The 23,000-nt window shown below is 63.4% G+C and carries 19 protein-coding genes and 1 pseudogene; 8 read left to right on the forward strand and 12 right to left on the reverse strand.

The window, feature by feature from the left end; genetic code table 11:
• Nucleotides 1–3 precede the first annotated feature (3 nt).
• Nucleotides 4–162 carry a hypothetical protein gene (locus QTL98_RS00360; RefSeq protein WP_445680254.1) on the reverse strand — a complete coding sequence of 53 codons (159 nt, stop codon included), beginning with the start codon at nt 160–162 and terminating at the stop codon, nt 4–6.
• On the reverse strand, nt 159–380 hold the full coding sequence (locus QTL98_RS00365) for a DUF1127 domain-containing protein (protein WP_445680255.1): 222 nt from the start codon (nt 378–380) through the stop codon (nt 159–161). The genes QTL98_RS00360 and QTL98_RS00365 overlap by 4 nt, the downstream gene beginning before the upstream one ends.
• 164 nt (nt 381–544) lie before the next feature.
• Between QTL98_RS00365 and QTL98_RS00370 the strand changes: the two genes are divergently transcribed.
• Nucleotides 545–1,432 carry a LysR substrate-binding domain-containing protein gene (locus tag QTL98_RS00370; protein ID WP_445680256.1) on the forward strand — a complete coding sequence of 296 codons (888 nt, stop codon included), beginning with the start codon at nt 545–547 and terminating at the stop codon, nt 1,430–1,432.
• 27 nt (nt 1,433–1,459) lie between these two features.
• On the opposite strand, the gene QTL98_RS00375 is transcribed toward QTL98_RS00370, so the two are convergent.
• Nucleotides 1,460–2,071, reverse strand: coding sequence for an MSMEG_1061 family FMN-dependent PPOX-type flavoprotein (locus tag QTL98_RS00375; RefSeq protein ID WP_445680257.1), 612 nt, complete (start codon nt 2,069–2,071; stop codon nt 1,460–1,462).
• Nucleotides 2,072–2,314: 243 nt separating this feature from the next.
• Here QTL98_RS00375 and thrS point away from each other — a divergent pair, with 243 nt between their 5' ends.
• The 3 genes from thrS (at nt 2,315) to QTL98_RS00390 (ending at nt 7,381) form a co-directional block, all read left to right on the forward strand.
• Nucleotides 2,315–4,264, forward strand: a complete 1,950-nt coding sequence (gene thrS, locus QTL98_RS00380) for a threonine--tRNA ligase (RefSeq protein WP_445680258.1) — start codon at nt 2,315–2,317, stop codon at nt 4,262–4,264.
• A gap of 253 nt (nt 4,265–4,517) precedes the next feature.
• The gene (gene infC / locus QTL98_RS00385) at nt 4,518–5,057 is read left to right on the forward strand and encodes a translation initiation factor IF-3 (RefSeq protein WP_445682202.1); all 540 of its coding nucleotides are present in this window, start codon (nt 4,518–4,520) and stop codon (nt 5,055–5,057) included.
• A gap of 284 nt (nt 5,058–5,341) precedes the next feature.
• Nucleotides 5,342–7,381, forward strand: a complete 2,040-nt coding sequence (locus QTL98_RS00390; RefSeq protein ID WP_445680259.1) for an ATP-binding protein — start codon at nt 5,342–5,344, stop codon at nt 7,379–7,381.
• A gap of 52 nt (nt 7,382–7,433) precedes the next feature.
• Here the strand turns inward: QTL98_RS00390 and QTL98_RS00395 are convergent, their stop codons facing one another.
• Nucleotides 7,434–9,479 carry a methyl-accepting chemotaxis protein gene (locus QTL98_RS00395; RefSeq protein WP_445680260.1) on the reverse strand — a complete coding sequence of 682 codons (2,046 nt, stop codon included), beginning with the start codon at nt 9,477–9,479 and terminating at the stop codon, nt 7,434–7,436.
• Nucleotides 9,480–9,929: 450 nt separating this feature from the next.
• Here QTL98_RS00395 and xylF point away from each other — a divergent pair, with 450 nt between their 5' ends.
• The 3 genes from xylF to QTL98_RS00410 all read left to right on the forward strand — a co-directional run bounded on the left by xylF (nt 9,930) and on the right by QTL98_RS00410 (nt 13,211).
• The gene (xylF, locus tag QTL98_RS00400; RefSeq protein ID WP_445680261.1) at nt 9,930–10,973 is read left to right on the forward strand and encodes a D-xylose ABC transporter substrate-binding protein; all 1,044 of its coding nucleotides are present in this window, start codon (nt 9,930–9,932) and stop codon (nt 10,971–10,973) included.
• A 145-nt stretch (nt 10,974–11,118) separates the two neighbouring features.
• Nucleotides 11,119–12,384 (forward strand): sugar ABC transporter permease, encoded by a 1,266-nt coding sequence (locus QTL98_RS00405; protein ID WP_445680262.1) that lies wholly within the window; start codon nt 11,119–11,121, stop codon nt 12,382–12,384.
• Between the two features lie 86 nt (nt 12,385–12,470).
• A complete protein-coding gene (locus tag QTL98_RS00410) occupies nt 12,471–13,211 on the forward strand; it encodes an ATP-binding cassette domain-containing protein (protein ID WP_445682203.1) in 741 nt (246 codons plus the stop codon).
• Nucleotides 13,212–13,287: 76 nt separating this feature from the next.
• Here QTL98_RS00410 and QTL98_RS00415 read toward each other — a convergent pair whose 3' ends face one another.
• On the reverse strand, nt 13,288–15,123 hold the full coding sequence (locus QTL98_RS00415) for a ribonucleoside-diphosphate reductase subunit alpha (RefSeq protein WP_445680263.1): 1,836 nt from the start codon (nt 15,121–15,123) through the stop codon (nt 13,288–13,290).
• Nucleotides 15,124–15,619: 496 nt separating this feature from the next.
• Nucleotides 15,620–16,342, reverse strand: coding sequence for a glutathione S-transferase family protein (locus QTL98_RS00420; protein ID WP_445680264.1), 723 nt, complete (start codon nt 16,340–16,342; stop codon nt 15,620–15,622).
• 134 nt (nt 16,343–16,476) lie between these two features.
• Here QTL98_RS00420 and QTL98_RS00425 point away from each other — a divergent pair, with 134 nt between their 5' ends.
• Entirely contained in the window at nt 16,477–17,223 is a 747-nt protein-coding gene (locus QTL98_RS00425; protein WP_445680265.1) for a helix-turn-helix transcriptional regulator, read from the forward strand.
• On the opposite strand, the gene QTL98_RS00430 is transcribed toward QTL98_RS00425, so the two are convergent.
• The 6 genes and pseudogenes from QTL98_RS00430 to QTL98_RS00455 all read right to left on the reverse strand — a co-directional run bounded on the left by QTL98_RS00430 (nt 17,210) and on the right by QTL98_RS00455 (nt 22,940).
• A complete protein-coding gene (locus QTL98_RS00430) occupies nt 17,210–18,241 on the reverse strand; it encodes a LacI family DNA-binding transcriptional regulator (RefSeq protein WP_445680266.1) in 1,032 nt (343 codons plus the stop codon). The genes QTL98_RS00425 and QTL98_RS00430 overlap by 14 nt on opposite strands.
• 12 nt (nt 18,242–18,253) lie before the next feature.
• A complete protein-coding gene (locus QTL98_RS00435) occupies nt 18,254–19,012 on the reverse strand; it encodes a glycerophosphodiester phosphodiesterase family protein (RefSeq protein ID WP_445682204.1) in 759 nt (252 codons plus the stop codon).
• Nucleotides 19,001–19,729 (reverse strand): annotated as a pseudogene (locus tag QTL98_RS00440) (glycerophosphodiester phosphodiesterase); the annotation flags it as partial. The pseudogene QTL98_RS00440 and the gene QTL98_RS00435, both read right to left, overlap by 12 nt.
• Nucleotides 19,730–19,737: 8 nt before the next feature.
• Entirely contained in the window at nt 19,738–20,796 is a 1,059-nt protein-coding gene (locus tag QTL98_RS00445) for an ABC transporter ATP-binding protein (protein ID WP_445680267.1), read from the reverse strand.
• Entirely contained in the window at nt 20,796–21,620 is an 825-nt protein-coding gene (locus tag QTL98_RS00450) for a carbohydrate ABC transporter permease (RefSeq protein WP_445680268.1), read from the reverse strand. The genes QTL98_RS00445 and QTL98_RS00450 overlap by 1 nt, the downstream gene beginning before the upstream one ends.
• 12 nt (nt 21,621–21,632) lie before the next feature.
• On the reverse strand, nt 21,633–22,940 hold the full coding sequence (locus tag QTL98_RS00455; RefSeq protein ID WP_445680269.1) for a carbohydrate ABC transporter permease: 1,308 nt from the start codon (nt 22,938–22,940) through the stop codon (nt 21,633–21,635).
• Nucleotides 22,941–23,000: the final 60 nt, after the last annotated feature.

The following is a 23,000-nucleotide window of genomic DNA, read 5'->3' on the forward strand; positions in this document are numbered from 1 at the left end:
AAGTCATTGAGAATAAAGCAGTCCGCAGCAGACGTTTTGCATCCGGCGAGATGCAGAAAACATAAGGGCCCGTGCCGGGACGGCATCATCAACGCCGCCCAGCACGAGCCCCTTTTCAGCGAAATCAGAAACTTGCCCCTTGGCAGGGTCAATACCGCTCAACGCCAGCTTCTGGGCAGGTCCCAGAATCGGCGGCTGATCTCCGCCTCGCGGTCCCATTCGCGCAGTCCGATATCGGAGAGCAGATGGTCCGGAAGTTCGATCAGTTGCCGGCGCGTGCGCCAGGCCATGTACATATGCCAGACCCGCCGCAGCGGATTGAAACCAGCTGCCCGCACCATCCGGGGGGCCGTCACGCAAACGCTCGTTCCCTGTGACATGTTCACCTCCATCAAGGGCCCTGATCGCCAGCGCGGCTGCCAGGGGGTGAGCAACACCATGGAAAGGAGACTGCACCCGCCCTGTCGATTAGAGAAACGAATAGTCATGATAGCCGTGATCACGTATCTTGATGGCCTGACTTACTGACGGAGGAGGCTGCCCGATGCCGCACAATATCGACATGGACCTGCTGCGCGCCTTTGCCGCCGTGGCCGATACAGGTGGTTTCTCGCGCGCTGCCAGCCTGCTGGGCCGCACACAATCGGCCGTCAGCATGCAGATCAAGCGCCTTGAAGACATGCTGGGGCAGCCCCTGCTCGACCGGTCGGGCAAGTCAGTGCTGCCGACAGCCCAGGGCGAATGCCTGATGGGCTATGCCCGGCGCATTCTTGATCTCAATGACCAGGCCTGGCAGGCCCTGACGAAGCAGGAACTGGAAGGCACGGTGCGCCTCGGTTGTCCGGACGATTACGCCGCCGCCTACCTGCCCTCGGTGCTCTCCAGCTTTGCGGTCACTCACCCCCGCGTGCGCGTGCAGGTGCACGGCGTATCCTCGGTCACGCTGATCGACATGGTGGCGCGCAACGAGCTGGACCTTGCCATAGCCACCCGCATCCCCGACCGTGAGCCGGGCGAGTTTCTGCTCAAGGACAGGCTGGTCTGGGTGGTCGCGCCGGGGTCTGATGTGCTGTCACGCGAGCCGGTGCCACTGTCTCTTGGCAGACCGACCTGCATCTTCCGTGCCCTGGCGCTGCCTTTGCTGGAAGAGGCCGGCGTGCGTTGGCAGATCGCCTATGAAAGCCAGTCCGCCAACGGCATGCAGTCGGCGGTCGAGGCGGGCCTCGCCACCATGCTGCTGCTGCGCTCAACCGTTCCCGCGCACCTCAAGGCGATTACCCACGCCCCCGGTTTGCCGCTGCTGCCGGAGCTGGATATGGCGCTGTTCCGCGCGCCCGGCGCCAGTAATGAGGTAACGCGCCGCCTGAGCGACCACATTCTTACCCAGATGCGAGGCCTCGGCGCCAATCTGATGCGGAGCGAGGCGGCCTGATCAGGGCCAGCCCGCTAACGACCAGGGTCAATAAAGCTCCTCTGCATAACGGCGGACCATCTCCTGCTGGCTTTCGACAGTTGCCGGTCCGCCGATCTGGTCACGCAGCATTTCTCCCATCGTCGCCACCGGTCGTTCGGCCGGCAGGGCCGCCGGATCCCACAGGCGCGAGCGCATGAAGGCCTTGGCGCAGTGCAGATAGGCCCGGTTGACATGAATGCGGATGACAAGCCGCGCCGGCTTGCCGGCCTCGGCAAAGCGCTCGCACAGCGCCGCATCGTCATCCAGCTCCGCCCGGCCGCGCACCCGCAGCGTTTCATCCACGCCGGGAATCATGAACAGCAGGCCGATTTCCGGATCGGCGAGCAGGTTGAGCATGGTGTCGAGGCGGTTGTTACCCGGCCGGTCCGGCAGCAGCAGCGTTACCGCATCCTCCACCGTTACCGCTGCCCCCGGTGCGCCGCGCGGGGACAGGTCGAGCCCGCCATCCGGGCGCCGGGTCGAGATGACGCAGAAGGGCGACAGTCTGATGAAGCGCTGGCAATGCGCATCAAGCTGCGCCAGCTCCTTGGCGATGGAGCGCCCCCTGGGCTCGGCATAAATCGTCCGCAGGGCGGCTTCAGTGGTGATTCGGGCCATCGGCGGCTCCCTTCCCTTCGCGTGGGCCATGTTCCTGTGTCGACCGGCATCATGCGCCGGCCGCTCCAGCTGATGAAGCTCCGATCAGCCCCTCTCCGTGGCTCGGATAATTGACAGCCATAGCGCGTGGAACTACTTACACCGGCATCGAGCACCCCTCGCCACGCTTGGTTTGCGCGGGAGACGGTGGAATCGGGAGCTGGCCGTGGTAGGGCCGATCCCGCATATAAAGAGGCATCCAAGATGGCCTTTACCGTGAAGCTGCCCGACGGCAGCCAGCGCGGCTTCGACGCACCTGTAACGGGCGCCGAACTCGCGAATTCGATTTCCAAATCGCTGGCGAAAAACGCCTATGTCATCCGCGTGAATGGCGAGCTGTGGGATCTCTCCCGCACCCTGCCGGAAGGCGCGAGCGTCGCCATCCTGACCCGTGATAGCGAGGAAGGCCTTGATACGCTGCGCCATGACACGGCGCATGTGATGGCCGAAGCCGTGCAGGAACTCTGGCCCGGCACCAAGGTCACCATCGGTCCGACGATCGAAAACGGCTTCTATTACGACTTCGACCGCGAAGAACCCTTCCGCCCGGAAGATCTGGAAGCGATCGAAGCGCGCATGCGCGAGATCATGGCGCGCGGCGCGGCCTTCGACCGCGAGGTGTGGAGCCGTGACGACGCCATCGAGCATTTCCGCTCTGCCGGCGAGAAGTACAAGGTCGAGCTGATCGAGAATCTGCCCGCCGCCGAGACGATCACCATCTACAAGCAGGGCAACTGGATGGACCTGTGCCGCGGCCCGCACGGCCCCGGCACCAAGGCCATCGGCGTTGCCTTCAAGCTGATGAAGGTGGCCGGCGCCTACTGGCGCGGCGATTCGCGCAACCGCATGCTCCAGCGTATCTACGGCACCGCCTGGCGCACCGAGCAGGAGCTGAAGGACCACCTCCACCAGCTGGAGGAGGCGGAGAAGCGCGACCACCGCAAGCTCGGCAAGGAAATGGACCTCTTCCATTTCCAGGAAGAAGCCCCCGGCGCCGTCTTCTGGCACCACAAGGGCTGGGTCCTGTTCCAGAAGCTGATCGACTACATGCGCCGCCGCCAGGAAACGGCCGGTTACATCGAGGTTTCCACGCCGACGGTCATGGACCGCGCGATGTGGGAGACCTCGGGCCACTGGTTCAATTACCGGCAGAACATGTACACGACGACCACGGAAGATGACCGGGTCTTCGCGCTCAAGCCGATGAACTGCCCGGGCTCGGTCTCCGTCTACAAGGCCGACCTCAAATCCTACCGCGACCTGCCGCTGCGCATGGCCGAGTTCGGCCGCGTGCACCGTTACGAGGCCTCGGGCGCCCTGCACGGCCTGATGCGTGTCCGCGAGTTCACGCAGGACGACGCGCACATCTACTGCACCGAAGAACAGATGCAGGAAGAGTGCGAAACGGTGATTCGCCTGATCATGGACATCTATGCCCAGTTCGGCTTCACCAACGTGCGCATCAAGTTCTCCGACCGGCCGGAAAACCGCATCGGCTCCGACGCCACCTGGGACAAGCTGGAGGGTGCGCTCAAGGGTGCGCTTGAAGATATGGGCTTTGCCTACACCCTCAACCCCGGCGAAGGCGCCTTCTACGGTCCGAAGCTGGAGTTCGTGCTGCGCGACGCTATCGGCCGCGACTGGCAGTGCGGCACCCTGCAGGTTGACCTCAACCTGCCGGAACGCTTCGACGCCAACTACATCGGCGAGGATGGCGAACGCCATCGTCCGGTGATGCTCCACCGCGCGCTCTTCGGCTCGCTGGAGCGCTTCACCGGCATCCTCATCGAGCATTATGCCGGCAAGCTGCCGCTCTGGCTCGCGCCGGTGCAGGCGGTGATCGCCACCATCGTCTCCGACGCGGACGACTATGCCTATGAAGTTGCAGCCCAGCTGCGCAAGGCCGGCCTTCGGGTCGAAGTCGACACCCGCAACGAGAAGATCAACTACAAGGTCCGCGAGCACAGCCACAACAAGGTGCCCTTCATCCTCGCCGTCGGTAAGCGCGAGGTTGAGGAACGCACTGTGGCCGTGCGACGTCTGGGTGAAGAGGGTCAGAAGGTCCAGTCGCTGGCGGATGCCGTCGCGCTGCTGGCCGACGAAGCCCGCGATCCCATCCAGCGGGCCGAACAGGTGGCTCTGGCCGCCGAATAAGCCGGAAAACACCGGCTTGGCCATGTGAAATCGGGCGAAGGGCGGCTAAAAAGCCACACCTTCGCCCAACTCGCAGCAGATATTTGCAGATTGCCCGCACGCCAATTGAGGCGCGCGACAAAACGCATTATGGTGCGATGATCGGATTTAACCTTGGGCGTCCGAACCCCTATCCATTACCGCGGCTTTTTTCCTGACTGTTGGAAACCCGGCCGCGTTGGTCCGGAAGCCCTCGATACTGAGGAGCAGCTCCATAGCCAGGAGACCTACACCCGCCCCCGTTCGTGAAAAGGACGGCCCGCGCGTCAACCGTGAAATCAATGTCCGTTCCGTGCGCCTTGTCGGCGCCGATGGCGAAATGATTGGCGTCGTCAGCATCAGGGACGCCCTGATTGCCGCAGAAGAGGCCGGTCTCGATCTCGTTGAGATCAGCCCGAATGCCGAACCGCCGGTCTGCAAGATTCTCGACTACGGCAAATTCAAGTTCGAGGCCGCGAAAAAGAAGAACGAGGCCAAGAAAAAGCAGAAGGTCATCGAGGTCAAAGAGATCAAGCTGCGTCCCAACATCGACGATCACGATTACGACGTGAAGATGAAGGCGGCGATGCGCTTCCTCGAGGAAGGCGACAAGGTCAAGGTGACCCTGCGCTTCCGTGGCCGCGAAATGGCTCACCAGGATCTGGGTGTCAGCCTGCTGCAGCGCGTGCGCGAGCAGCTTGAAGAGCAGACCAAGGTCGAACAGCTGCCGAAGCTGGAAGGCCGCCAGATGGTCATGGTTCTGGCTCCCCGCTAAGTTTTTCGGGGCCATTCGGCCCCGATCAAGGACTGACAAAACGCCCCCGGCAGCCGCCGGGGGCGTTTTGTTTTAGCAACGATCCCTGATTTCCGCCCTTCGGCCCATGAAGCTCGCCCGCTGCTGCATGGGTGTCATGTGATTGTCATCATCGTATCCTGTTTCGGGCTGGCTAGAATGCCGGCCGCGGGAACGGGAACATCCCCCAAGGTCGCTTTTCACTGGCCAGCCGCCAACAGCAAGACCGACAACCACAAGACAGATCGGCAGAGTCGCCAAATCCCATGCCCCCCTCTTCCACACATCGCCGGGGACTTTGGCTGACAACGGCCAATGGCCGGATTTCGCGCACCCTTACCCTGTCGGTGTTCGTGGCCATCCTGCTGATTGAGACGGCCATCCTCGTCCCGTCCTATTTCAGTTTCCGGCAGGAACTGCTGAACCGGCTCAACCTTGCCGGCATCACCGCGGTGCGCGTACTGGCCGAGCCGATGAGCCATCAGCAATGGCCGACGCTGGATGGGCTAGCCCGGGCAGTGATCCTGCGAGCCGATGCGGTGCTGCGCTCAACTCCGATCCAGGGTGGCCGCATCTATGACCTGCAGGGGCGCTGGATCGAAACCTTTGGCGATGCACCCAGTCTCGTCTTCGATCCCGATACGTCCGGGAAGCAACCGGGCAATACGCACCTCGAAACCAGGCGCGGCTCCTATGAGGTGATCTGGGGGCCGGCAGATACCGGCCTGCCGCTGGTCATCGTCGGTCGACTCGATGCGCGCGACGTACCGGGCCAGCTGCACGCCTATATCTGGCGCATCGCCAGCCTGATCGCCCTCATCTCCCTCTTCGTCTCTGGCACTGCGCTCTTCATCTTCGCGCGCCTCGTGCTAACGCGGCTGTTTGACCTGCGCCGGCATCTGCTGGCCGCAAGCGACGATCTGGAATCGGTCGAGCATACCAAGCTGGCCGATGACATGCCGGGCGCCCGGGCCCATGACGAACTTGGCGATGTGGCGCGGGCCTTCGACCGGCTGACCGGCAGGATTTCCCGGACACTGGCGCAGCTGAAGCTAAGCCAGAACAAGCTGGGCGAAACCAATGCCACGCTGGAAGCGCGGGTTGCCCGCCGCACCGCGCAGCTGGAAGAAGCCCGTGCCCGTGCGCTGGAGGCCGCAGCCGCAGCAGAACGCGCCAGCGCTGCCAAAACCGAATTTCTGGCAACCATCAGCCACGAAATCCGCACGCCGATGAGCGGCATCATCGGCATGAGCGAACTGCTGCTGGACACAGAACTCGACACCGAGCAGCACGAGTTCGTGGAGATCATCCGCCGGTCCGGCGAGGGCTTGCGCCGTCTGCTCGATGATGTGCTCGATCTTTCCACCATCGAGGCGGGGTACATCGAAATTCATCGCACCAGCTTCTCTTTGAGAGCGCTGGTTGCGGATGTCGAGAGCCTGCTTGCCATCGCTGCCCGCGAAAAAGGCATCACGCTGGATACGGAGCTCGATGAGACCATTCCCGACATCGTCAGCGGGGATCCGAGCCGGCTGCGGCAGGTGCTTTTCAACCTGCTGAGCAATGCACTCAAATTTACCGGGCAGGGCAGCGTCACCCTTCAACTTGGTCTCGCGCGCCGCGGCCCCTTTACCGTGCTGTGCGGGGAAGTGCTCGACAGCGGGCCCGGCATTCCGGAGGAGTTGCTGAACGGCGCCCTGTTCGAGCCTTTTGCCCGTGCCCAGACTGTACGCCATATCCGGGGCGCCGGCCTTGGCCTTTCCATCTGCAAACGGCTGCTGTCAGCGATGGGAGGGTCCATCCGGGCCGAGAATCGCCCCGAAGGCGGCGCCCGCATCAGCTTTGACCTGTTGGTCTCGCTGCCTACCGGCGGAGAGGATTATGACCTGCCGAACCTGCCGGCAGAACCGCTGCCAAGCGTGGCGCCGCAGGTCATTCTGCTGGTGAGCAATGATCGGGAAGCTGCCGAATCGCTGACCGCCCGGTTACGGCAGGATCGCCACTCAGTCCGCCTGGTTGAAGACATGGTCGATGCCGCCTCGGCGCTGCGGGGCGGGCTTTTTGACCTGATCTTCATCGACCTCGGCCTTAGCGACGGCAGGGGGCTGGAGCTGGCACGGCAGGTCAAACGACTGCCGGCACCGGCAAACCGGGCGCCGATCATCGGCATTACATCGCGTACCGAGAGTACGAGCCGAGATGCCGTGCTTGGCGCCGGCATCGAAGGCTATCTCGTAAAGCCGGTGAGCGGCGACGCGCTCAATGCGGAGATCTGGCGCGTCGTCAGCCAGAAAGCGGCGGACTGACCGGCAGAGGATAGCCCGCCTGAAGGCCTCCCTCCGCCGGCCCCAACCCCGCTCAGGCCGCGCGAACCTGCGCGATAAAGCCCCCAACCTCTCCATCCAGCTTCTCCGCAGCCTGGGAGAGCGAGCGGGCGGCATCCAGCAAGGCCCCCGCTGAAACACGGCTGTCGGCAACGCCATCCCGCACGCCACTCATCCGCTGCGTAATCTGCCGCACGGCATCGACGGCATGCTGGACGTTGCGGGCGATTTCCGACGTGGCAGCTCCTTGCTCCTGGACGGCTGATGCTGCGGCATTGCTGAGCTCATTGATCCGCACGATCTGCGCGCTGACGGCACCGATGGCGTTGACGGTCGTCCGCGTCTGGTTCTGCATGGCGCCGATCCGGTCGGTGATCTGTTCGGTCGCCCGGGCCGTCTGGGTTGCCAGGGCCTTGACCTCCTGCGCCACCACGGCAAAGCCCTTGCCGGCCTCACCGGCCCGGGCCGCTTCGATCGTGGCATTGAGGGCGAGAAGATTGGTCTGCTCGGCAATGGCGGAAATCAGCTCCACGACCGAACTGATCGCCTGGGCATCCTCGGAAAGCTGGTTGATTTCGCGGTCTGTATCGGTCGCTGCCGCAGCGACGGCCCGGCCGATGGCGGCCTGCTCCGAACTCTGCCGGGCGATTTCGGCAATCGAGGTATTGAGCTCTTCCGTCGCTGCCGAAACCTGAGACACGTTGCCGGACGTTTCTTCCGCCGCCGTTGCCACGGCCTCTGCCTGCTCGCTGCTGACATCGGCGGTACGGGCCATCTCCTCCGCCGTCGCAGACATCTGGGTGGCTGCGGCGGCAACATCCCCGGCAAGGGCCTCCATCATTCCGGAGAAGCTGTCCGTCAATTCCTTGAGAACAGCAGCCCGCTTCAGCTGAGCCTCCTGCGCGACTGCAGCCTCGGCAGCCAGCTTGTCCGCATGCTGCATGGCATCCCGGAAGTCGGCGAGAGTGGCAGCCATGCTGCCCACTTCGTTCTTGCCCCTCAGGTGGTTGAAACGCACCTCATAATCCCGGCGGGAAAGTCTTACCATGCCCTGACTCAGATCGCGGAAGGCTGCGAGCAGGCGCGTCAGCACGATGAAACCGATGACCCCTGCCACCGCGAGCGCCAGAAGAGTGACGCCGGAAAACAGAACGAACAGCCACCAGGCGGAGGCCGCCTTCTGATCGGTACGACTGGAAAAATCGCTGTTCAGCTGGTCTTCAATGGCCTTCATGCCCTCGATACGGCGCGTTGCGGCATCAAACCATTTGTCCGGTGCAAACGGAGGCTCACCGCCATAGCCATAGGCCGCAACCGCTTCCCGCATGGAGCTGTATTCAGCCTGGACCGGCGGCGGAATGAACCGGGAGAGATAGGCAATCTGCCCGGAAGAGGCGTTGGCCGAAAAATCCTCCAGCAATGCCTGTTGCTCCGCACCAAGGCGCAGGAAGGTTTGATGGCTTGCCGGGGTAAATCCGCCCGCAAGGCCGTTGGAGCCAAGAGCCCGCTCCAGCCCTGCTCGCTCCTTGGCTTGCAGGAAGTCGAACAGCACGACCCCCTGTATTGCGAGATCAGCTGAGGCGGCAACGGCTGTAATCTCGTGCATCGTCTCCAGCAGGTCCCGTACCGCACCGCTATAGAACGCCACCATATCGGGGGTTTTTATCGTAAGACCGCTGACGGCGGCGCGTACCTCCTGCAGGCGGGCCAGATCGGCTTCTGCCTTTGTCCGCAAAGTTTCAACGGCAGTCGGCAAACGTCCCTTCAGGCCGGCGCTGGTGACCGCCAGTGCGGCGAGCGCCGTGTCCGTTACCGGGCGCTGTGCCGAAAGACGGTCAACGAAGGGGCCCGTCCCCTTGGCGCCCAGAAAGCCTGCAGAATTGCCGCGCTCGAGCTGCAAGGCATGCACGCTGTCGCTCAACGGTTTGACCAGGGTGCTGATTTGCTGGAAGGAGCCCATCGAGCTGGCTTCCTCCCAGACCGATATTTCTTTCATGCCGCAAAAAATGAGCATGGTCAGAACCGGCATGAAGAGCAGCGCAACAATCTGGTTCCCGAGTTTTACATCGTTCAGCCGCATAATCGGACACCCCGTCTTGTCTCGATACAGTCAAGAAAGACACAAGTCCTCGCCCGCAGCCGTGTAAAGATATGAAAAGAAAGGAATTTTCATTTTTTTCTGAAATCATAAATAGATTGTACGGAATAAAAATAGCCATGACGTATTTTTTTTATGCATTTCGTATTATATAAATTCACTCCCTGTATGAAACTGTCTGGAAAACATCTTTATTCTTAAAACGTACTCCGGACTTTCACTCCATACAAAGATTTAATCTTCATCGACGCTCACTGACTCGGCCCGTTCAGCGGGTCCCGGGATTCTGCTGGCGAGGGCCGGCAAGGCTCTTGACGCCGGGCTATGGAAATGAAATTTTTCACGTGTCGAAATAAATAACCACCCGGCGACCCTGCCGGTGATGGAATCACATCAGGAGGCGGACAAACCGCCCCGTCTGGAGGAGACACCATGAACAAGCGATCCGTCGCAACGCTTGGCGCTGCGCTCGTTCTGGCTGGCGCCGTTACAGCACCGGCCGCCCACGCTGCTGGCAAGGTGATCGGCGTCAGCTGGTCCAATTTCCAGGAAGAGCGCTGGAAGACCGACGAAGCCGCCATCAAGAAAGTGATCGAGGCCGCTGGCGGCACTTATCTGAGCGCCGACGCCCAGAGCAACCCGTCCAAGCAGCTCTCCGACATCGAGAGCCTGATTTCGCGCGGCGCCAATGCGCTGATCGTTCTGGCGCAGGACGCGTCCTCCATCAGCCCGGCCATCGACGCCGCCGCCAATGAGGGCATTCCGGTCGTTGGTTATGATCGCCTCATTGAAAATAAGAGCGCTTATTACTTGACCTTCGACAACAAGGAAGTCGGCCGCCTGCAGGCCAAGGCCGTCTTCGCCCAGGCGCCGAAGGGCAACTACGTCTTCATCAAGGGTTCGCCGACCGACCCCAATGCCGACTTCCTGCATGAAGGCCAGCTGGAAGTGCTGAAAGCTGCCATCGACAGCGGCGCCATCAAGAATGTCGGCGAGATGTACACCGAAAACTGGCTGCCCGCCGTTGCCCAGCGCAACATGGAGCAGATCCTGACCAAGAACGACAACAAGGTCGATGCTGTCGTCGCCTCCAATGACGGCACCGCCGGCGGCGCCGTTGCCGCTTTGACGGCCCAGGGCATGGCCGGCATCCCGATCTCCGGACAGGATGGCGACCAGGCCGCACTCAACCGCATCGCCCTCGGTACCCAGACGGTTTCCGTGTGGAAGGACGCCCGCAATCTCGGCGCCAAGGCAGCAGAAATCGCCCTCGCCCTTGCCGATGGCAAGAAGATGGCCGACGTCCCCGGCACCCAGACCTGGAAGAGCCCGGGCGGGACTGCGCTCAACGCCCAGTTCCTGACCCCGGTGGCCATTACCAAGGACAATCTGGACGTGGTCGTGAAGGCCGGCTGGATTACCAAGGACGTGCTGTGCCAGGGCGTGCCGGCCGGCAAGGTCGCGGCCTGCAACTGATCCGGCCAGCCTGACCGGCAAACCGGAGTTCCACTGACGGCCGGCGGCCGCATTCCTCGCGACCGCCGGCCTTTTTCAGCTGGCAAACTCACCTCTTCCGATCAGGAGAGGTCATCACCCGAACATTTCCGGATTTCCCCCGCCCATGGATGCCCTCAATTCATTCCTCCGCAAACTGGAGGTGGACAGCCGCATGCTCGGCATGGTGGCGACCCTCATCGTGATCTGGGTCGGCATCGACCTGCTGGCGGACGGGCGCTTTTTGACGCCGCGCAATCTCTTCAACCTTTCAGTCCAGACCGCTTCCGTGGCCGTCATGGCGGCCGGCATGGTGCTGGTGATCATCACCCGCAATATCGACCTCTCGGTCGGCTCCATTCTCGGCGTGACCGCCATGGTCATGGGTGTCATCCAGACCGACTGGCTGCCGCAGTGGCTGGGGCTTGGCCATCCCGCCATCTGGATTCTGACCGCCCTTGCCGGCGTGCTGATCGGTGCCGTTATCGGCGCGCTCAACGGCACCATCATCGGCTATCTGGGTGTCCCCTCCTTCATCGTCACGCTTGGCGGTCTGCTCATCTGGCGCGGCGCGGCCTGGTGGGTGACCCAGGGGCGCACCGTTGCCCCGCTCGACCAGATCTTCATCCTGCTGGGCGGTGGCATCGAAGGAACGCTTGGTGCGTTCTGGAGCTGGATTGCCGGTTTCGTCGTCTCTGCCGGCATCGTCGCAACCACCCTCATCGCCCGCCGACGCCGGATCGCCTTCAACTTCCCGGTCAAGCCGGTCTGGGCCGAATTCCTGACGGCCGGCGCCCTGATCGTGGTGGTGCTGGGGTTTGTTGCGACCGTCAATGCCTACAACCTGCCGCAGATCGCGGTAGAGCGCATCGCAAAGGCCAAAGGCCTCGTCATTCCGCCCGAAGGCCTGCAAATCGCCCACGGCCTCGCCATTCCGGTGGTCATCGTCATCATTGCCGCCTTCATCGTCTCCGTTTTGCTGAGACGCACCCGTTTCGGCCGCTACGTCTTTGCCATGGGTGGCAACATGGAGGCGGCCGAGCGTGCCGGCGTCGACACGCGCGCCATCACCTTCTGGGTGTTCGTGCTGATGGGAGCGCTGTGCGGCCTCTCGGCCTCCATCGCTTCGGCCCGCCTGCAATCGGCCAACAATGACATCGGCACGCTGGACGAGCTGCGTGTCATCGCGGCAGCGGTCATCGGTGGCAGTTCGCTTGCTGGCTGTGTGGGCACCGTCTATGGCGCCCTCCTCGGCGCCATCATCATCCAGAGCCTGCAGAGCGGCATGGCACTGCTCGGGCTCGATACCTCGCTGCAAAACATCATCATCGGCGCCGTGCTGGTCCTGGCGGTCTGGATCGACCAGGTCTACCAGCGCCACCGCCGCACCTGACCGCCCGGAGCCCCATTATGAGCAACCATGCCGGCAGCGGCCATTCCCCTCTTCCCCGTCCCGCCGGGATCACGCCGCTTGTGGAGATGCGCGACATCTCCATCGCCTTCGGCGGCGTGAAGGCGGTCGATGATGTCAGCCTCAACCTCTTTCCCGGCGAAGTGGTCGGCCTGCTCGGCCACAACGGCGCCGGCAAATCCACCCTCATCAAGATTCTCTCCGGTGCCTACCGGGCCGACAGCGGGCAGATCCTGCTGGATGGCAAACCGGTGCATCTTGCCAGCTCGCGCGAAGCGCGCCGGCACAAGATCGAGACGATTTACCAGAACCTTGCCCTTGCCGATAACCTCGACGCGGCAGCCAACCTGTTCCTCGGCCGTGAGTTGGTGCGCTGGGACGGGCTGCTGGACGATGCGGCGATGGAATCCGCCACCCGCAAGGTGATGAACCGCCTCAACCCCAACTTCACCCGCTTTCACGAGCCGGTTTCCGCCCTCTCCGGCGGCCAGCGCCAGTCGGTCGCCATCGCCCGCGCCGTCCATTTCAATGCGCGCATACTAATTATGGACGAGCCGACGGCGGCGCTCGGCGTGCAGGAAACCCGCATGGTCGCCGAGCTGATCCAGCAGCTTAAGCGCGAGGGGCTGGGCATCTTCCTTATCAGCCACGACATGCATGACGTCTTCGACCTTGCCGACCGGCTGTCGGTGATGAAGAACGGCCAGCTGGTGGGCACGGTGCGCACCGAAGATGTTACGCAGGATGATGTGCTGGGCATGATCATCCTCGGCAAGCATCCGCCGGTGGCGGATGCCGGCTGGCTCTGACGGTCCGCTGCCCCCAAAAAGAAAAGGCGCCGCAGATTTGCGGCGCCTTTTCTTTTTCAGACCCGGGAGCCCGGGCTTACTGGCAGCTCAGGCACTCTTCATAATCGACCCGCTCAGCCGGCGTTTCGGCCTTCGGCTTTTCGTAATTGAGCTCCGAAGAGGCTTTGCTTTCGGCACGCTGGATCGACATAGAGCGGCAGTAATAGAGGCTCTTGATACCCTTCTTCCAGGCCTGGAAATGCACCTGGTGCAGGTCGCGCTTATGCACGTCCCCGGGCAGGAAGATGTTGAGCGACTGCGACTGGCAGATAAAGGGCGTGCGATCGGCCGCATGCTCGATGAGCCAGCGCTGGTCGAGTTCGAAAGCGGTCTTGAAAACGTCCTTCTCGTCCGGCGTGAGGAAGTCGAGATGCTGCACCGAACCCTGCCGGGTGGTGATGGAAGACCAGACGTCGTCTGTATCCTGATCCCGTTCGACCAGCAGCTGCTTCAAGTACTTGTTGCGGACATTGAAGCTGCCCGACAGCGTCTTGTGGGTGAAGCTGTTGGCCGCCACCGGCTCGATGCCCGGTGAGGCACCGCCAGTGATGATGGAGATCGAGGCCGTCGGCGCGATGGCGATCTTGTTGGAGAAGCGCTCCATGATGCCGTATTCCTCCGCATCCGGGCACGGTCCCCGTTCATGGGCCAGCTTGACCGAGGCGGCATCCGCCTGGCGCTTGATATGGGCGAAGATGCGCTTGTTCCACACCCGCGCCATCACGCTTTCCAGCGGCACCATCTGGCTCTGCAGGAAGGAGTGGAAACCCATGACGCCCAGACCGACCGAGCGCTCGCGCATCGCCGAATAACGGGCACGCGCCATGGTATCCGGCGCCTTGTTGATGAAGTCCGTCAGCACATTGTCGAGGAAGCGCATGATGTCTTCGACAATGTTGGGGTCATCCTGCCACTCGAGGAAGGTCTCGAGATTGAGCGAGCTGAGGCAGCACACGGCGGTACGGTCACGCCCGTGATGATCACGGCCGGTCGGCAGCGTGATCTCGGAGCACAGGTTCGACATCTTCACTTCAAGGCCGGCGAGCTTCTGGTGCTGCGGGGCGGCCTTGTTCACATGGTCGATGAAGAGCAGGTAAGGCTCGCCGGTCTCGACACGGGCCGTCAGCAGGCGAATCCAGAGTGCACGGGCGGAAACGGTGGCCTGCACGGAATTGTCGCGCGGGCTGCGCAGGTGCCATTCGGCATCGGCCTCCACCGCGCGCATGAAATCGTCGGTGATGACGACACCGTGGTGCAGGTTGAGCGCCTTGCGGTTGGGGTCACCGCCGGTCGGGCGGCGCAGTTCGATGAATTCCTCGATCTCCGGATGCCAGATCGGCAGATAGACGGCGGCCGACCCCCGGCGCAGCGACCCCTGACTGATGGCGAGGGTGAGCGAATCCTGCACGCGGATGAAGGGCACGATGCCCGAGGTCTTGCCGTTGCCACCGACCTTCTCGCCGATGGAGCGCAGATTGCCCCAATAGGAGCCGATGCCGCCGCCGCGAGCCGCCAGCCACACATTCTCTGTCCACAAATCCATGATGGCACCGAGGCTGTCACTGGCCTCGTTGAGGAAGCAGGAGATGGGCAGGCCGCGATCGGTACCGCCATTGGAGAGCACCGGCGTTGCCGGCATGAACCAGAGTTTGGAGATGTAGTCGTAAAGGCGCTGCGCGTGGCCGGCATCGCCCGGGTCGGCATAGTAGCTCGCCACGCGGGCAAACAGGTCCTGATAGGATTCGCCCGGCATCAGGTAACGGTCTGTCAGCGTCGCCTTGCCGAACTCGGTCAGCAGGCTGTCGCGGCTGTAGTCGACCTTGACCTTGCTGCCGCGCTCCACCTGCACCACGTCGAAGATCGAACCTTCCATTGCCTTCCTGACCCTTCTGCCACGGGTCCCGCCGGCGCCTCACATCTCTGGCGCTCGGGCTGCGGCCCCGGTTGATTCATCAAAGTGCCGGCAAAGCGCGGTATCCAGCCCGGCGCCAGACGGCACGTTCTGCCTTGTTGCCGCGCTTGTCGCAGCGCCGCTGCCCGGAAAGGGGAACGGCAATATCGTTGGTTGAACCCGGCGCCGAAACGGCGCCCTGTATCGCCACCCGACATTTCCAGCCGAAAAATCCCCTGATGCGGACCAGATGTAGGTGCGACAGTAGAAAATCGTACCAAATCTCGTGTCAGTGTCGACAGAAATATCCGTTTGACAGGGCCCGGCTTTGGGGATCCCGGCGACGGGGAGAATCGGCCCGAAGGCAGGTCGTTTCGAAGCGATGCCGGCCCATAAAAACCGCGCCCTTGCCAGCAGCTCAAAAGGATCGAGGCAGCGTGATGCCACGCCGCCTCGAGTCGCCTCCATCAAACAAGGTTCAGGCGGCGGCCTGGGTCTGCATTTCCGGGTAGAGCCGGGTGATCATGCGGCGCACATAATCGCCGATGCGGTAGCTGCTCTGGGCAAACTGCGCCACCGGGCTTTCGGCCGGCGCGGAAGCACTGACCACCATCAGGGCAAACAGCGTGCAGTCGACCGAGGAGGGCTGATCGCCGAAGAAGAAGGGCTTGCTGCCAAGGAAATCTGCCAGGGACTCGATCTCGCGCAGCACCAGCTCTTCCACCTTCTCGCGCTCACTTTCACGCAAGGCGAGTTCGTCGATACGCAGTTTCAGATGGTCGCGCAGCGGATCGGCCGGCGCCGGCAGGCTGTCACCCTCCTGCGACAGGCAGATGGCGCGCAGGCCAGGCCAGCTTTCCTCCTGCACCCAGCCGAGCCACACCATCGCCGGCACCAGCCAGTCGGAATAGAGATGGCCAACGGCCTGCGAAAACACCCGCTCATCCGTCGACAGCCACGAATCCGGATCCGTGCGCGCTTCGGTGCGGACATGCAGCATCACCCGGCGCAGCCCTTCCATGGTGCGGCCGGACTCGGAAATGACGCGCGGCAGGGCACGCTTGGACGACCCCTGATGCTCGTGGGCTTCCATGAGCGTGTAAGGCAGGCCGGCAAGGCGCAGCCAGCTCTCCAGCTTGAGGCAGAAGGGGGATGCGCTCGGCAGGCGGGGCGACCGGTCGGACTGGCTCAGCATGATCATGATCGCATCTCCCTCCAGAATACTGCTCGGGAACCACGGCAACGGCCCCCACAGACAAACCTTGTCTCACACTCCTCCTGACAGCATCCTGTCAGGAGCGTTCTTCTCCTGTTCCAGCCCCGGGCTTTTTTCTCATGCGCCGCGCCGACCGCCTGTTCGAACTCATCCAGTGCCTGCGCCGGCATCGCGAGCAGCCGGTGACGGCCGCCATCCTGTCGGCGGAGCTGGAGGTGAGCGAGCGCACCATCTATCGCGACATTGCCGCGCTGCAGGCGCAGCGCGTGCCGGTTTATGGTGAGGCTGGGGTCGGTTATGTGCTGCGCGACGGCTATGACCTGCCGGCGCTCATGTTCACGGAAGATGAAATCGAAGCGTTGGTACTGGGTGCGCGCATCGTCCAGACCCATGCCGATCCGGAACTGGGCCGGGCGGCTGGGGACGTGCTGGCGAAGATCGAGGCGGTCGTCACCGATGCGCTGCGTCCGCGTATTCGTAGCATGGCTTTGCTTGCGCCATCAAGCAGTTGGGCGGCGCCGCCTGCCCCGCGCTTCGATGTGGCGCGCCTGCGCCGCGCGGTGCGTGACCAGCGCAAGGTGCGGCTTCTCTATACCGACCGGCAGGATCAGGCGAGCGAGCGGGTGATCTGGCCGCAATCGCTCGCCTTCTTCCCGCCGCTGTGGATTGCGGTGGGCTGGTGCGAGCTGCGGCAGGATTTCCGCTCCTTTCGCCTCGACCGCGTGCAGGAGATGATCTTTCTTGAGGAGCGCTATCCCGACCAGCCCGGCCGGCGCCTGACAGACTATCTGAAGCTCAAGAAGCATATGCGCGCCGCCCCACCCGAAGGCGACGAGGCACCAGAGGCAGGTTTTATCCGGCGCTGAGCGTCGTCCCGCGGCGGATGAAGCTCACCGGGGTTGGCAGAAGCACGGCGGGACGATCCGGCTCTTCGATACGGGCCTGCAACAAATCCAGCACCTGCTCGGCCTGCAGTGCTACCGGCTGATCGAAGGTAGTGAGGTTGAATTCCGGCCACGCCGCCTGGGCGATATTGTCGTGCCCTACAACCTGCACCGCCCCCGGCACCGTAATGCCGGCCTGACGCAGGCCCCCCAGCAGGCCGAGCGCCAGGTAGTCACTGACGCAGAAGATGCCGTCCGGTCCGCCACCTGCCGCAATCTGCGGCGCCACGGTCCCGGCAGCGACAAGACCGCAGGCATGGTCATTGACGGCAATATCGAGATGGCGGGCGGGCTGCCCCCGCTCCTCACAGCGCCGGAGAAAGGCCTTCATCCGCTGCTGCCCGGTATAGGAGCGGGTGCCGGAGGCCAGAACGGCCGGACGTCGGCAACCGCCTTCCAGCAGCACATCCGCCGCCATGCGGCCAGCCGCCTCGACATCGCTCACCACCCGGTCAACCAGTGGCAGCTCGTCGCCCTTGTTGACCAGTACAATGGGCACGCCGTGGCGGGCGCATTCATCGCAGATTTTGCCGGGCGGGGCGTCCGAGGTGATGATGACGCCGGAGACGGAATATTGCAGCAGCTGGTCGATGACCTGCTCTACCGATCCCGCGCCGGAGACTACCAGCAGCACCGGCCGCAGATTGCGCTGCATCAGCGCAAGGGTCAGCGCCTCCACCTGGCGGGCGCGGAAGGGATTATCCATGTTGGTCACCACCACCCCGACAAGGTCGGAGCGCTGGTTGATGAGGCTGCGCGCCAGCGAATTGACGCGGTAGCCCAGCGTACGCGCGGCGGCGTAAACCCGCTCCCGTGTTGCCGGAGCCACGCTGGCACCGGGCGTGAAGGTGCGGGAGACGGCAGAGCGCGACACGCCTGCAAGCCGGGCAACATCGACAGAAGTAACCGGCCTTGTGCGCGCTCGTTGCTGATCGCTCATCAGGGGACCATCTTATGCAACAAGATCGGCCCTGATCGCGGCATAGGCCTTTTTGAAGATATCCATCCGGTCGATGTTCATCAGGTCCGGCCGCGTGCGCAGCAGTTGCTGGAAAGTGGCCGGATCGGCGCCGAAATAAAGCGCCATGGCTTTGGCGCCCAGCGCCTGGCACCCAGCCATTTCACCGACATCGTCATACCGCGGATCGAACTCCACGACCGCCGGCGGCGCCGTCTCGAACAGCGCCTCAAGACTTTCGGCATCCCGCCGGCGCTTCATGATGCGCACGCCCGGCGACAGCGCGGCAAGAGCGAGCAGCCGGGCCAGATTCGGGCTCCAGAAAATACAGCGCTCCAGCATGCCGGCCTCGGTTACCAGCTTCAGCACCAGCTCCGGGGCGATAAATTTCAGCTCGATATAGAGCTGGCGGCCGTAACTCTTCGCCAGCGCCAGCATATCCTCAAGGCGCGGCAGGCGCGCACCGGTAAAGTGCGGCGAAAACCAGCTGCCGGCATCCAGGGCGGAAAGCTCTGCCCAGGTAAGGTCTGCCACGGCACCGCTGCCATTCGTGGTGCGGTCGACAGTCTGGTCGTGAATGACGACGGCAACACCATCGGCGCTCTCCGTCACATCCAGCTCAACGAACTCCATCCCGAAATCGAAGCAGATGCGCGCCGCTTCAAGCGTATTTTCGGGAGCAAAACGATTGGCGCCACGGTGACAGCAAGGAGCAACCGGCAGCTCTGCCATAGCCTGCCAGGGCGCCAGCATCTCGGGCCGGTCGGAACAGATGGCGAGCACCGGCAATTTCACCAGATCGGCGATGACGGCAGGCCGCTCCTCGTGCCAGAGCACCACCGCCAGCCCCGACGCTTCGGCACGCGCCAGAAGCGCCGGCGTCACCAGATGCTGGGGCGTATCGCTCGCCCGCTCCCAGCACAGATGGATGGCGCCTGCCGCAGCTTCCTCAGCCAACGCAAACGGGTCGGCGCCCACCGGCACCAGCACGCTCAGCGGGTAATCGCACCCGGCCTCGTGCAGCTCGCGCACATGATGCGGGCGGAAGGAGCCGAAGGCGGCAAAACGCAGCCCCTTTTCCTTCAGGATTTGCCAGGCCATGAGACCGGCGCCATCGGCTTTGATCTCGACATAAAGGCCGGCGCCCAGTTCCAGCGCCAGATCGACCGCTTCGGCAAAGGTCGGCACCTCGCCTCTGGTAAGCGCTGCTACCTCTGCCGCCGTCAGCGCCGCGATCTGCCCCTCCACGCCAAAGCGGCGGGCGAGATCGCCATCGTGGCTGACAACGGGCACCCCGTCGGCGGTCAGCCGGACATCAAGCTCCCACATTTCGGCGCCAAGCTCGCTGGCTGCCTTGAAGGCCGCCAGCGTGTTTTCCGGCCGATGAGCGCTGGCGCCACGATGGCCGATGGCGAAGGGCCGCTCGGGACGGGCAGGCCAGCCGAAACGCCGGGTAAAACCGGCGCACACCTCGAGACTCAAAGCCTGCTCCCCGTCTGGTCGAACATCAGCACCCGGTCGGCACGCAGCTGCCAGATGACATCGTCACCCGGCCGCACATCGTCACGTGCGGGCTGCACCGACCGCAGCACGCTGCCATCGGTTAGCGTCAGATCGTAGAGGTTTTCGCGCCCCTGTCGCTCGACAAAACTGATGCGTCCGCTGACGGGCACAGCCGGGCCGCTGACTTCGGGCTGGAGATATTCCGGACGGATGCCGATCCGGATCGGCTCTTCGGCGGCCATTGCGCCGGTGGGCAGCGCGACCTGCCAGCCACCCTTGCTGGTAAAGCGCCCGGCGGACAGCAGACCGTCAACAAAACTGATCGGCGGGTTGCCGAGAAAACCGGCGGCGAAATCGCTGACCGGATTGGCATAAAGCTCCTCCGGCTGACCGATCTGCACGATCTTGCCGCCCCGCATCAGGGCGATGCGATCGCACATGCTCATCGCCTCCACCTGATCATGGGTCACCAGGATGGCGGTTGTGCCCGTCTCGCGCTGCAGTCGGCGGATTTCCGAGCGCATCTCCAGCCTGAGCTTGGCATCGAGATTGGCCAGCGGCTCGTCCAGCAGCAGCACCTCGGGGCGCCGGATCAGCGCCCGGGCAAGCGCCACACGTTGCTGCTGGCCGCCGGAAAGGGCTGCGGGCCGACGCGCCAGCAGGTTTTCGATCTGCAACAGCTCCGCCATTTCCCCCACCTGCCGGCGGATGGCATCGGCCGCCTCGTGGCGGACACGCAGCGGAAAGCCGATATTCTCCGCCACCGTCAGATGTGGATAGAGCGCATAGGACTGGAAGACGACACCGACATTGCGCTCCTGCGCCGGCAGTCCGGATACGTCCCGGTCGCCGAACAGAACACGCCCGCCATCCACCCGGTGCAGCCCGCAGATGGAAAACAGCGTGGTGGACTTGCCGCAGCCGGAGGGGCCGAGCAGGGCCAGCATTTCACCGTCGGCCACTTCCAGCGTCATATCCTCGATGACGGTGGTGTCGCCGAAACGCTTGGTGAATCGATCAAGCAGGATACGCATCAGCCCTTCGTGCCTCCGCCATAGATGGACATGAGCGCCTTGTGGGTGAAGGCATAAAACACCAGCACCGGCGCGATGTAGAACAGCCCGACCGACTTGAAGAGTGCGAAGTCGAAATGCTGGTCATTGGAGATGAGACCGGCCAGATAGAGCGACAGCACCTGGGTGTTGCCCGACGGGGCAAGCACCTGCGGCGTCACATATTCCGCCCAGCCGGTGATGAAGACGAAGACGCCGACGGCGGCGATGGCCGGCCTGATCTGCGGCAGCACCAGCCGCCACCAGACCGTGAAACGGCTCGCCCCGTCCTGCAGGCCGGCCATCTCGATTTCCCACGGCACCCCGTCATAAAAGCCCTTCATCAGCCAGATGCCGAGCGGCAGTTGCAGGGCGGCAAAGACAAGGATGACGCCGATGAGGGTGTTATAGAGCCCGATCATCTGCAGCACGATGAAGATGGCGACCAGCAGCGTGACCGACGGGAAGGCATGCAGCACAAGCACCATCGCCAACAGGTGGCGACGGAACGGAATGTTGAGCCGGGAGAGTGCATACCCCGCCGTCAGCGACAGGCTGAGGGCAATGAGGGTGACGCTGCCGGCAAAGATCACGCTGTTGAGCGTGACCGACCAGATGCTGACGCCCTGCGCATCCCGCTCCCACAGGAAGCGCCAGTGCTGGAAGGTAAAATGGTCGGGCAGCAGGGCGCCGGGCTTCGTGGTGCTGACGGTATCGAGCACCAGATAGCCGTACATCAACACGAGCGGCAGCGACAAAAGGGCCAGCAGCCAGAAGGCCGGGCGAAGGTTCTTGCGATTTTCCATCTCTCGCCTCCCTCAGATCTCGATGCGCGGCTGGGTAACCAGCTCTTTGAAGCGGAAGAGGCGCAGGAAAAGCAGGGAGGCGATGACGCCGATGACCACCAGCACCAGCGCAAGCGCGGCGCCGTAGCCATAGAGCAGGTTGCCGGCATAATTCTGCAGCGCGCTGTGATAGGCGGCGAGCGACCACACTTCCGTCACCCGGCCGGGACCGCCATCGGTGGAGAGCAGAATCTGCTCGTAGGAGGCCAGCAGCGACAGGGTCTGGTAACAGGCGACAAACAGGATGGGCCAGCGCAGCTGCGGCAGGATGATGAAGCGGATCTGCTGCCAGTGGCTGGCGCCATCCACCTCGGCGGCATGGAACAGCGGTGCCGGGATGGCCTTGATGGCGCTGGAGAAGATGAGCATGCCCATCGACGCGCCGACAAAGCCGTTGATCAGCACAACAAAGACCCAGGCGTGGGCCGCTGTATCGAGCATCCAGTTACGCGGCGCGGCACCGAAGAGGGCGGCGATGCGGCTGATAAAGCCGGTATCCCAGGCAAGCCACTTCCACAGCAGCACAAACAGCACTGACGGAGTGATGCGGGGCAAAAGCCAGATGCCGCGAAAGATACCGGACGCCGTTTCGGACAGGTAATGGCTGGCGATGGCGATCACCAGCGCGAACCCGACATGGAAGAGCGCCAGCGTTACCCCGACATAAAGGATGGTGTTGATAAGGATGCGGGCATTGTCCGGCGTCGTCGCCATGCGCTTGAAGTTCTGCACCGTCCAGTGCCAGCCGGACCAGCTCGCCCCGGCAAGCGCCTCCTTCTGCGCCTCATCCAGCGTAATCCCGGCGCCTTCCACCGCGGCATAAAGCCCGGCCTTGTCGGCAAAACGCGCCCCGGCTACCGAGCGGCGAAACTGTTCGACAACAGCCTTCAGGGCCCGGATGGAGCGCGGGCGGGAATTCAGATCCTTGATCGCCCGTTCCGCCTCGCGCTGGTCGGCAAAATGCTGCCCCGCGAGCGTCGCGGCGATCTCGTCCGCCAGCGCGGCCCCGCCTTCGCCCACCCGCACGGCCTCAATGCCGGCAGAGTCGATCTTGTAGCTGGTGCCCGCCAACTGCTGCGCCAGTTGGTCCTCACCCTCGCTGGCCAGACGGCGCAGCGCATCTTCGGAGACGAAATAGTCACCGCCATAAATGCCGGTCGAGGTGCTCATGGTGGTGAAGGAAAAAACGCCCGTCAGCACCGTAGGAGCGAAAAAGAACAGCACCACCATGACAAAAGCCGGTGCCAGAAACAGAAGACCCAGCCGGCGTGAACTGCCCATCGGCAATTCCTCCCTGCGGCGCATGCGGGAAAAGGGGCAGGACCGGTGTCCACATACACT

The organism is Radicibacter daui (assembly GCA_030657355.1).
Classification (GTDB): domain Bacteria; phylum Pseudomonadota; class Alphaproteobacteria; order Radicibacterales; family Radicibacteraceae; genus Radicibacter; species Radicibacter daui.

Bases quoted from the DNA above. Each gene is read 5' to 3' on its own strand.
- QTL98_RS00365 (WP_445680255.1), bottom strand. From the start codon at position 380: ATGTCACAGGGAACGAGCGTTTGCGTGACGGCCCCCCGGATGGTGCGG.
- QTL98_RS00370 (WP_445680256.1), top strand. From the start codon at position 545: ATGCCGCACAATATCGACATGGACCTGCTGCGCGCCTTTGCCGCCGTG.
- QTL98_RS00375 (WP_445680257.1), bottom strand. From the start codon at position 2,071: ATGGCCCGAATCACCACTGAAGCCGCCCTGCGGACGATTTATGCCGAG.
- thrS (WP_445680258.1), top strand. From the start codon at position 2,315: ATGGCCTTTACCGTGAAGCTGCCCGACGGCAGCCAGCGCGGCTTCGAC.
- QTL98_RS00390 (WP_445680259.1), top strand. From the start codon at position 5,342: ATGCCCCCCTCTTCCACACATCGCCGGGGACTTTGGCTGACAACGGCC.
- QTL98_RS00395 (WP_445680260.1), bottom strand. From the start codon at position 9,479: ATGCGGCTGAACGATGTAAAACTCGGGAACCAGATTGTTGCGCTGCTC.
- xylF (WP_445680261.1), top strand. From the start codon at position 9,930: ATGAACAAGCGATCCGTCGCAACGCTTGGCGCTGCGCTCGTTCTGGCT.
- QTL98_RS00405 (WP_445680262.1), top strand. From the start codon at position 11,119: ATGGATGCCCTCAATTCATTCCTCCGCAAACTGGAGGTGGACAGCCGC.
- QTL98_RS00410 (WP_445682203.1), top strand. From the start codon at position 12,471: ATGCGCGACATCTCCATCGCCTTCGGCGGCGTGAAGGCGGTCGATGAT.
- QTL98_RS00415 (WP_445680263.1), bottom strand. From the start codon at position 15,123: ATGGAAGGTTCGATCTTCGACGTGGTGCAGGTGGAGCGCGGCAGCAAG.
- QTL98_RS00420 (WP_445680264.1), bottom strand. From the start codon at position 16,342: ATGATCATGCTGAGCCAGTCCGACCGGTCGCCCCGCCTGCCGAGCGCA.
- QTL98_RS00425 (WP_445680265.1), top strand. From the start codon at position 16,477: ATGCGCCGCGCCGACCGCCTGTTCGAACTCATCCAGTGCCTGCGCCGG.
- QTL98_RS00430 (WP_445680266.1), bottom strand. From the start codon at position 18,241: ATGAGCGATCAGCAACGAGCGCGCACAAGGCCGGTTACTTCTGTCGAT.
- QTL98_RS00435 (WP_445682204.1), bottom strand. From the start codon at position 19,012: ATGCTGGCGCCCTGGCAGGCTATGGCAGAGCTGCCGGTTGCTCCTTGC.
- QTL98_RS00445 (WP_445680267.1), bottom strand. From the start codon at position 20,796: ATGCGTATCCTGCTTGATCGATTCACCAAGCGTTTCGGCGACACCACC.
- QTL98_RS00450 (WP_445680268.1), bottom strand. From the start codon at position 21,620: ATGGAAAATCGCAAGAACCTTCGCCCGGCCTTCTGGCTGCTGGCCCTT.
- QTL98_RS00455 (WP_445680269.1), bottom strand. From the start codon at position 22,940: ATGGGCAGTTCACGCCGGCTGGGTCTTCTGTTTCTGGCACCGGCTTTT.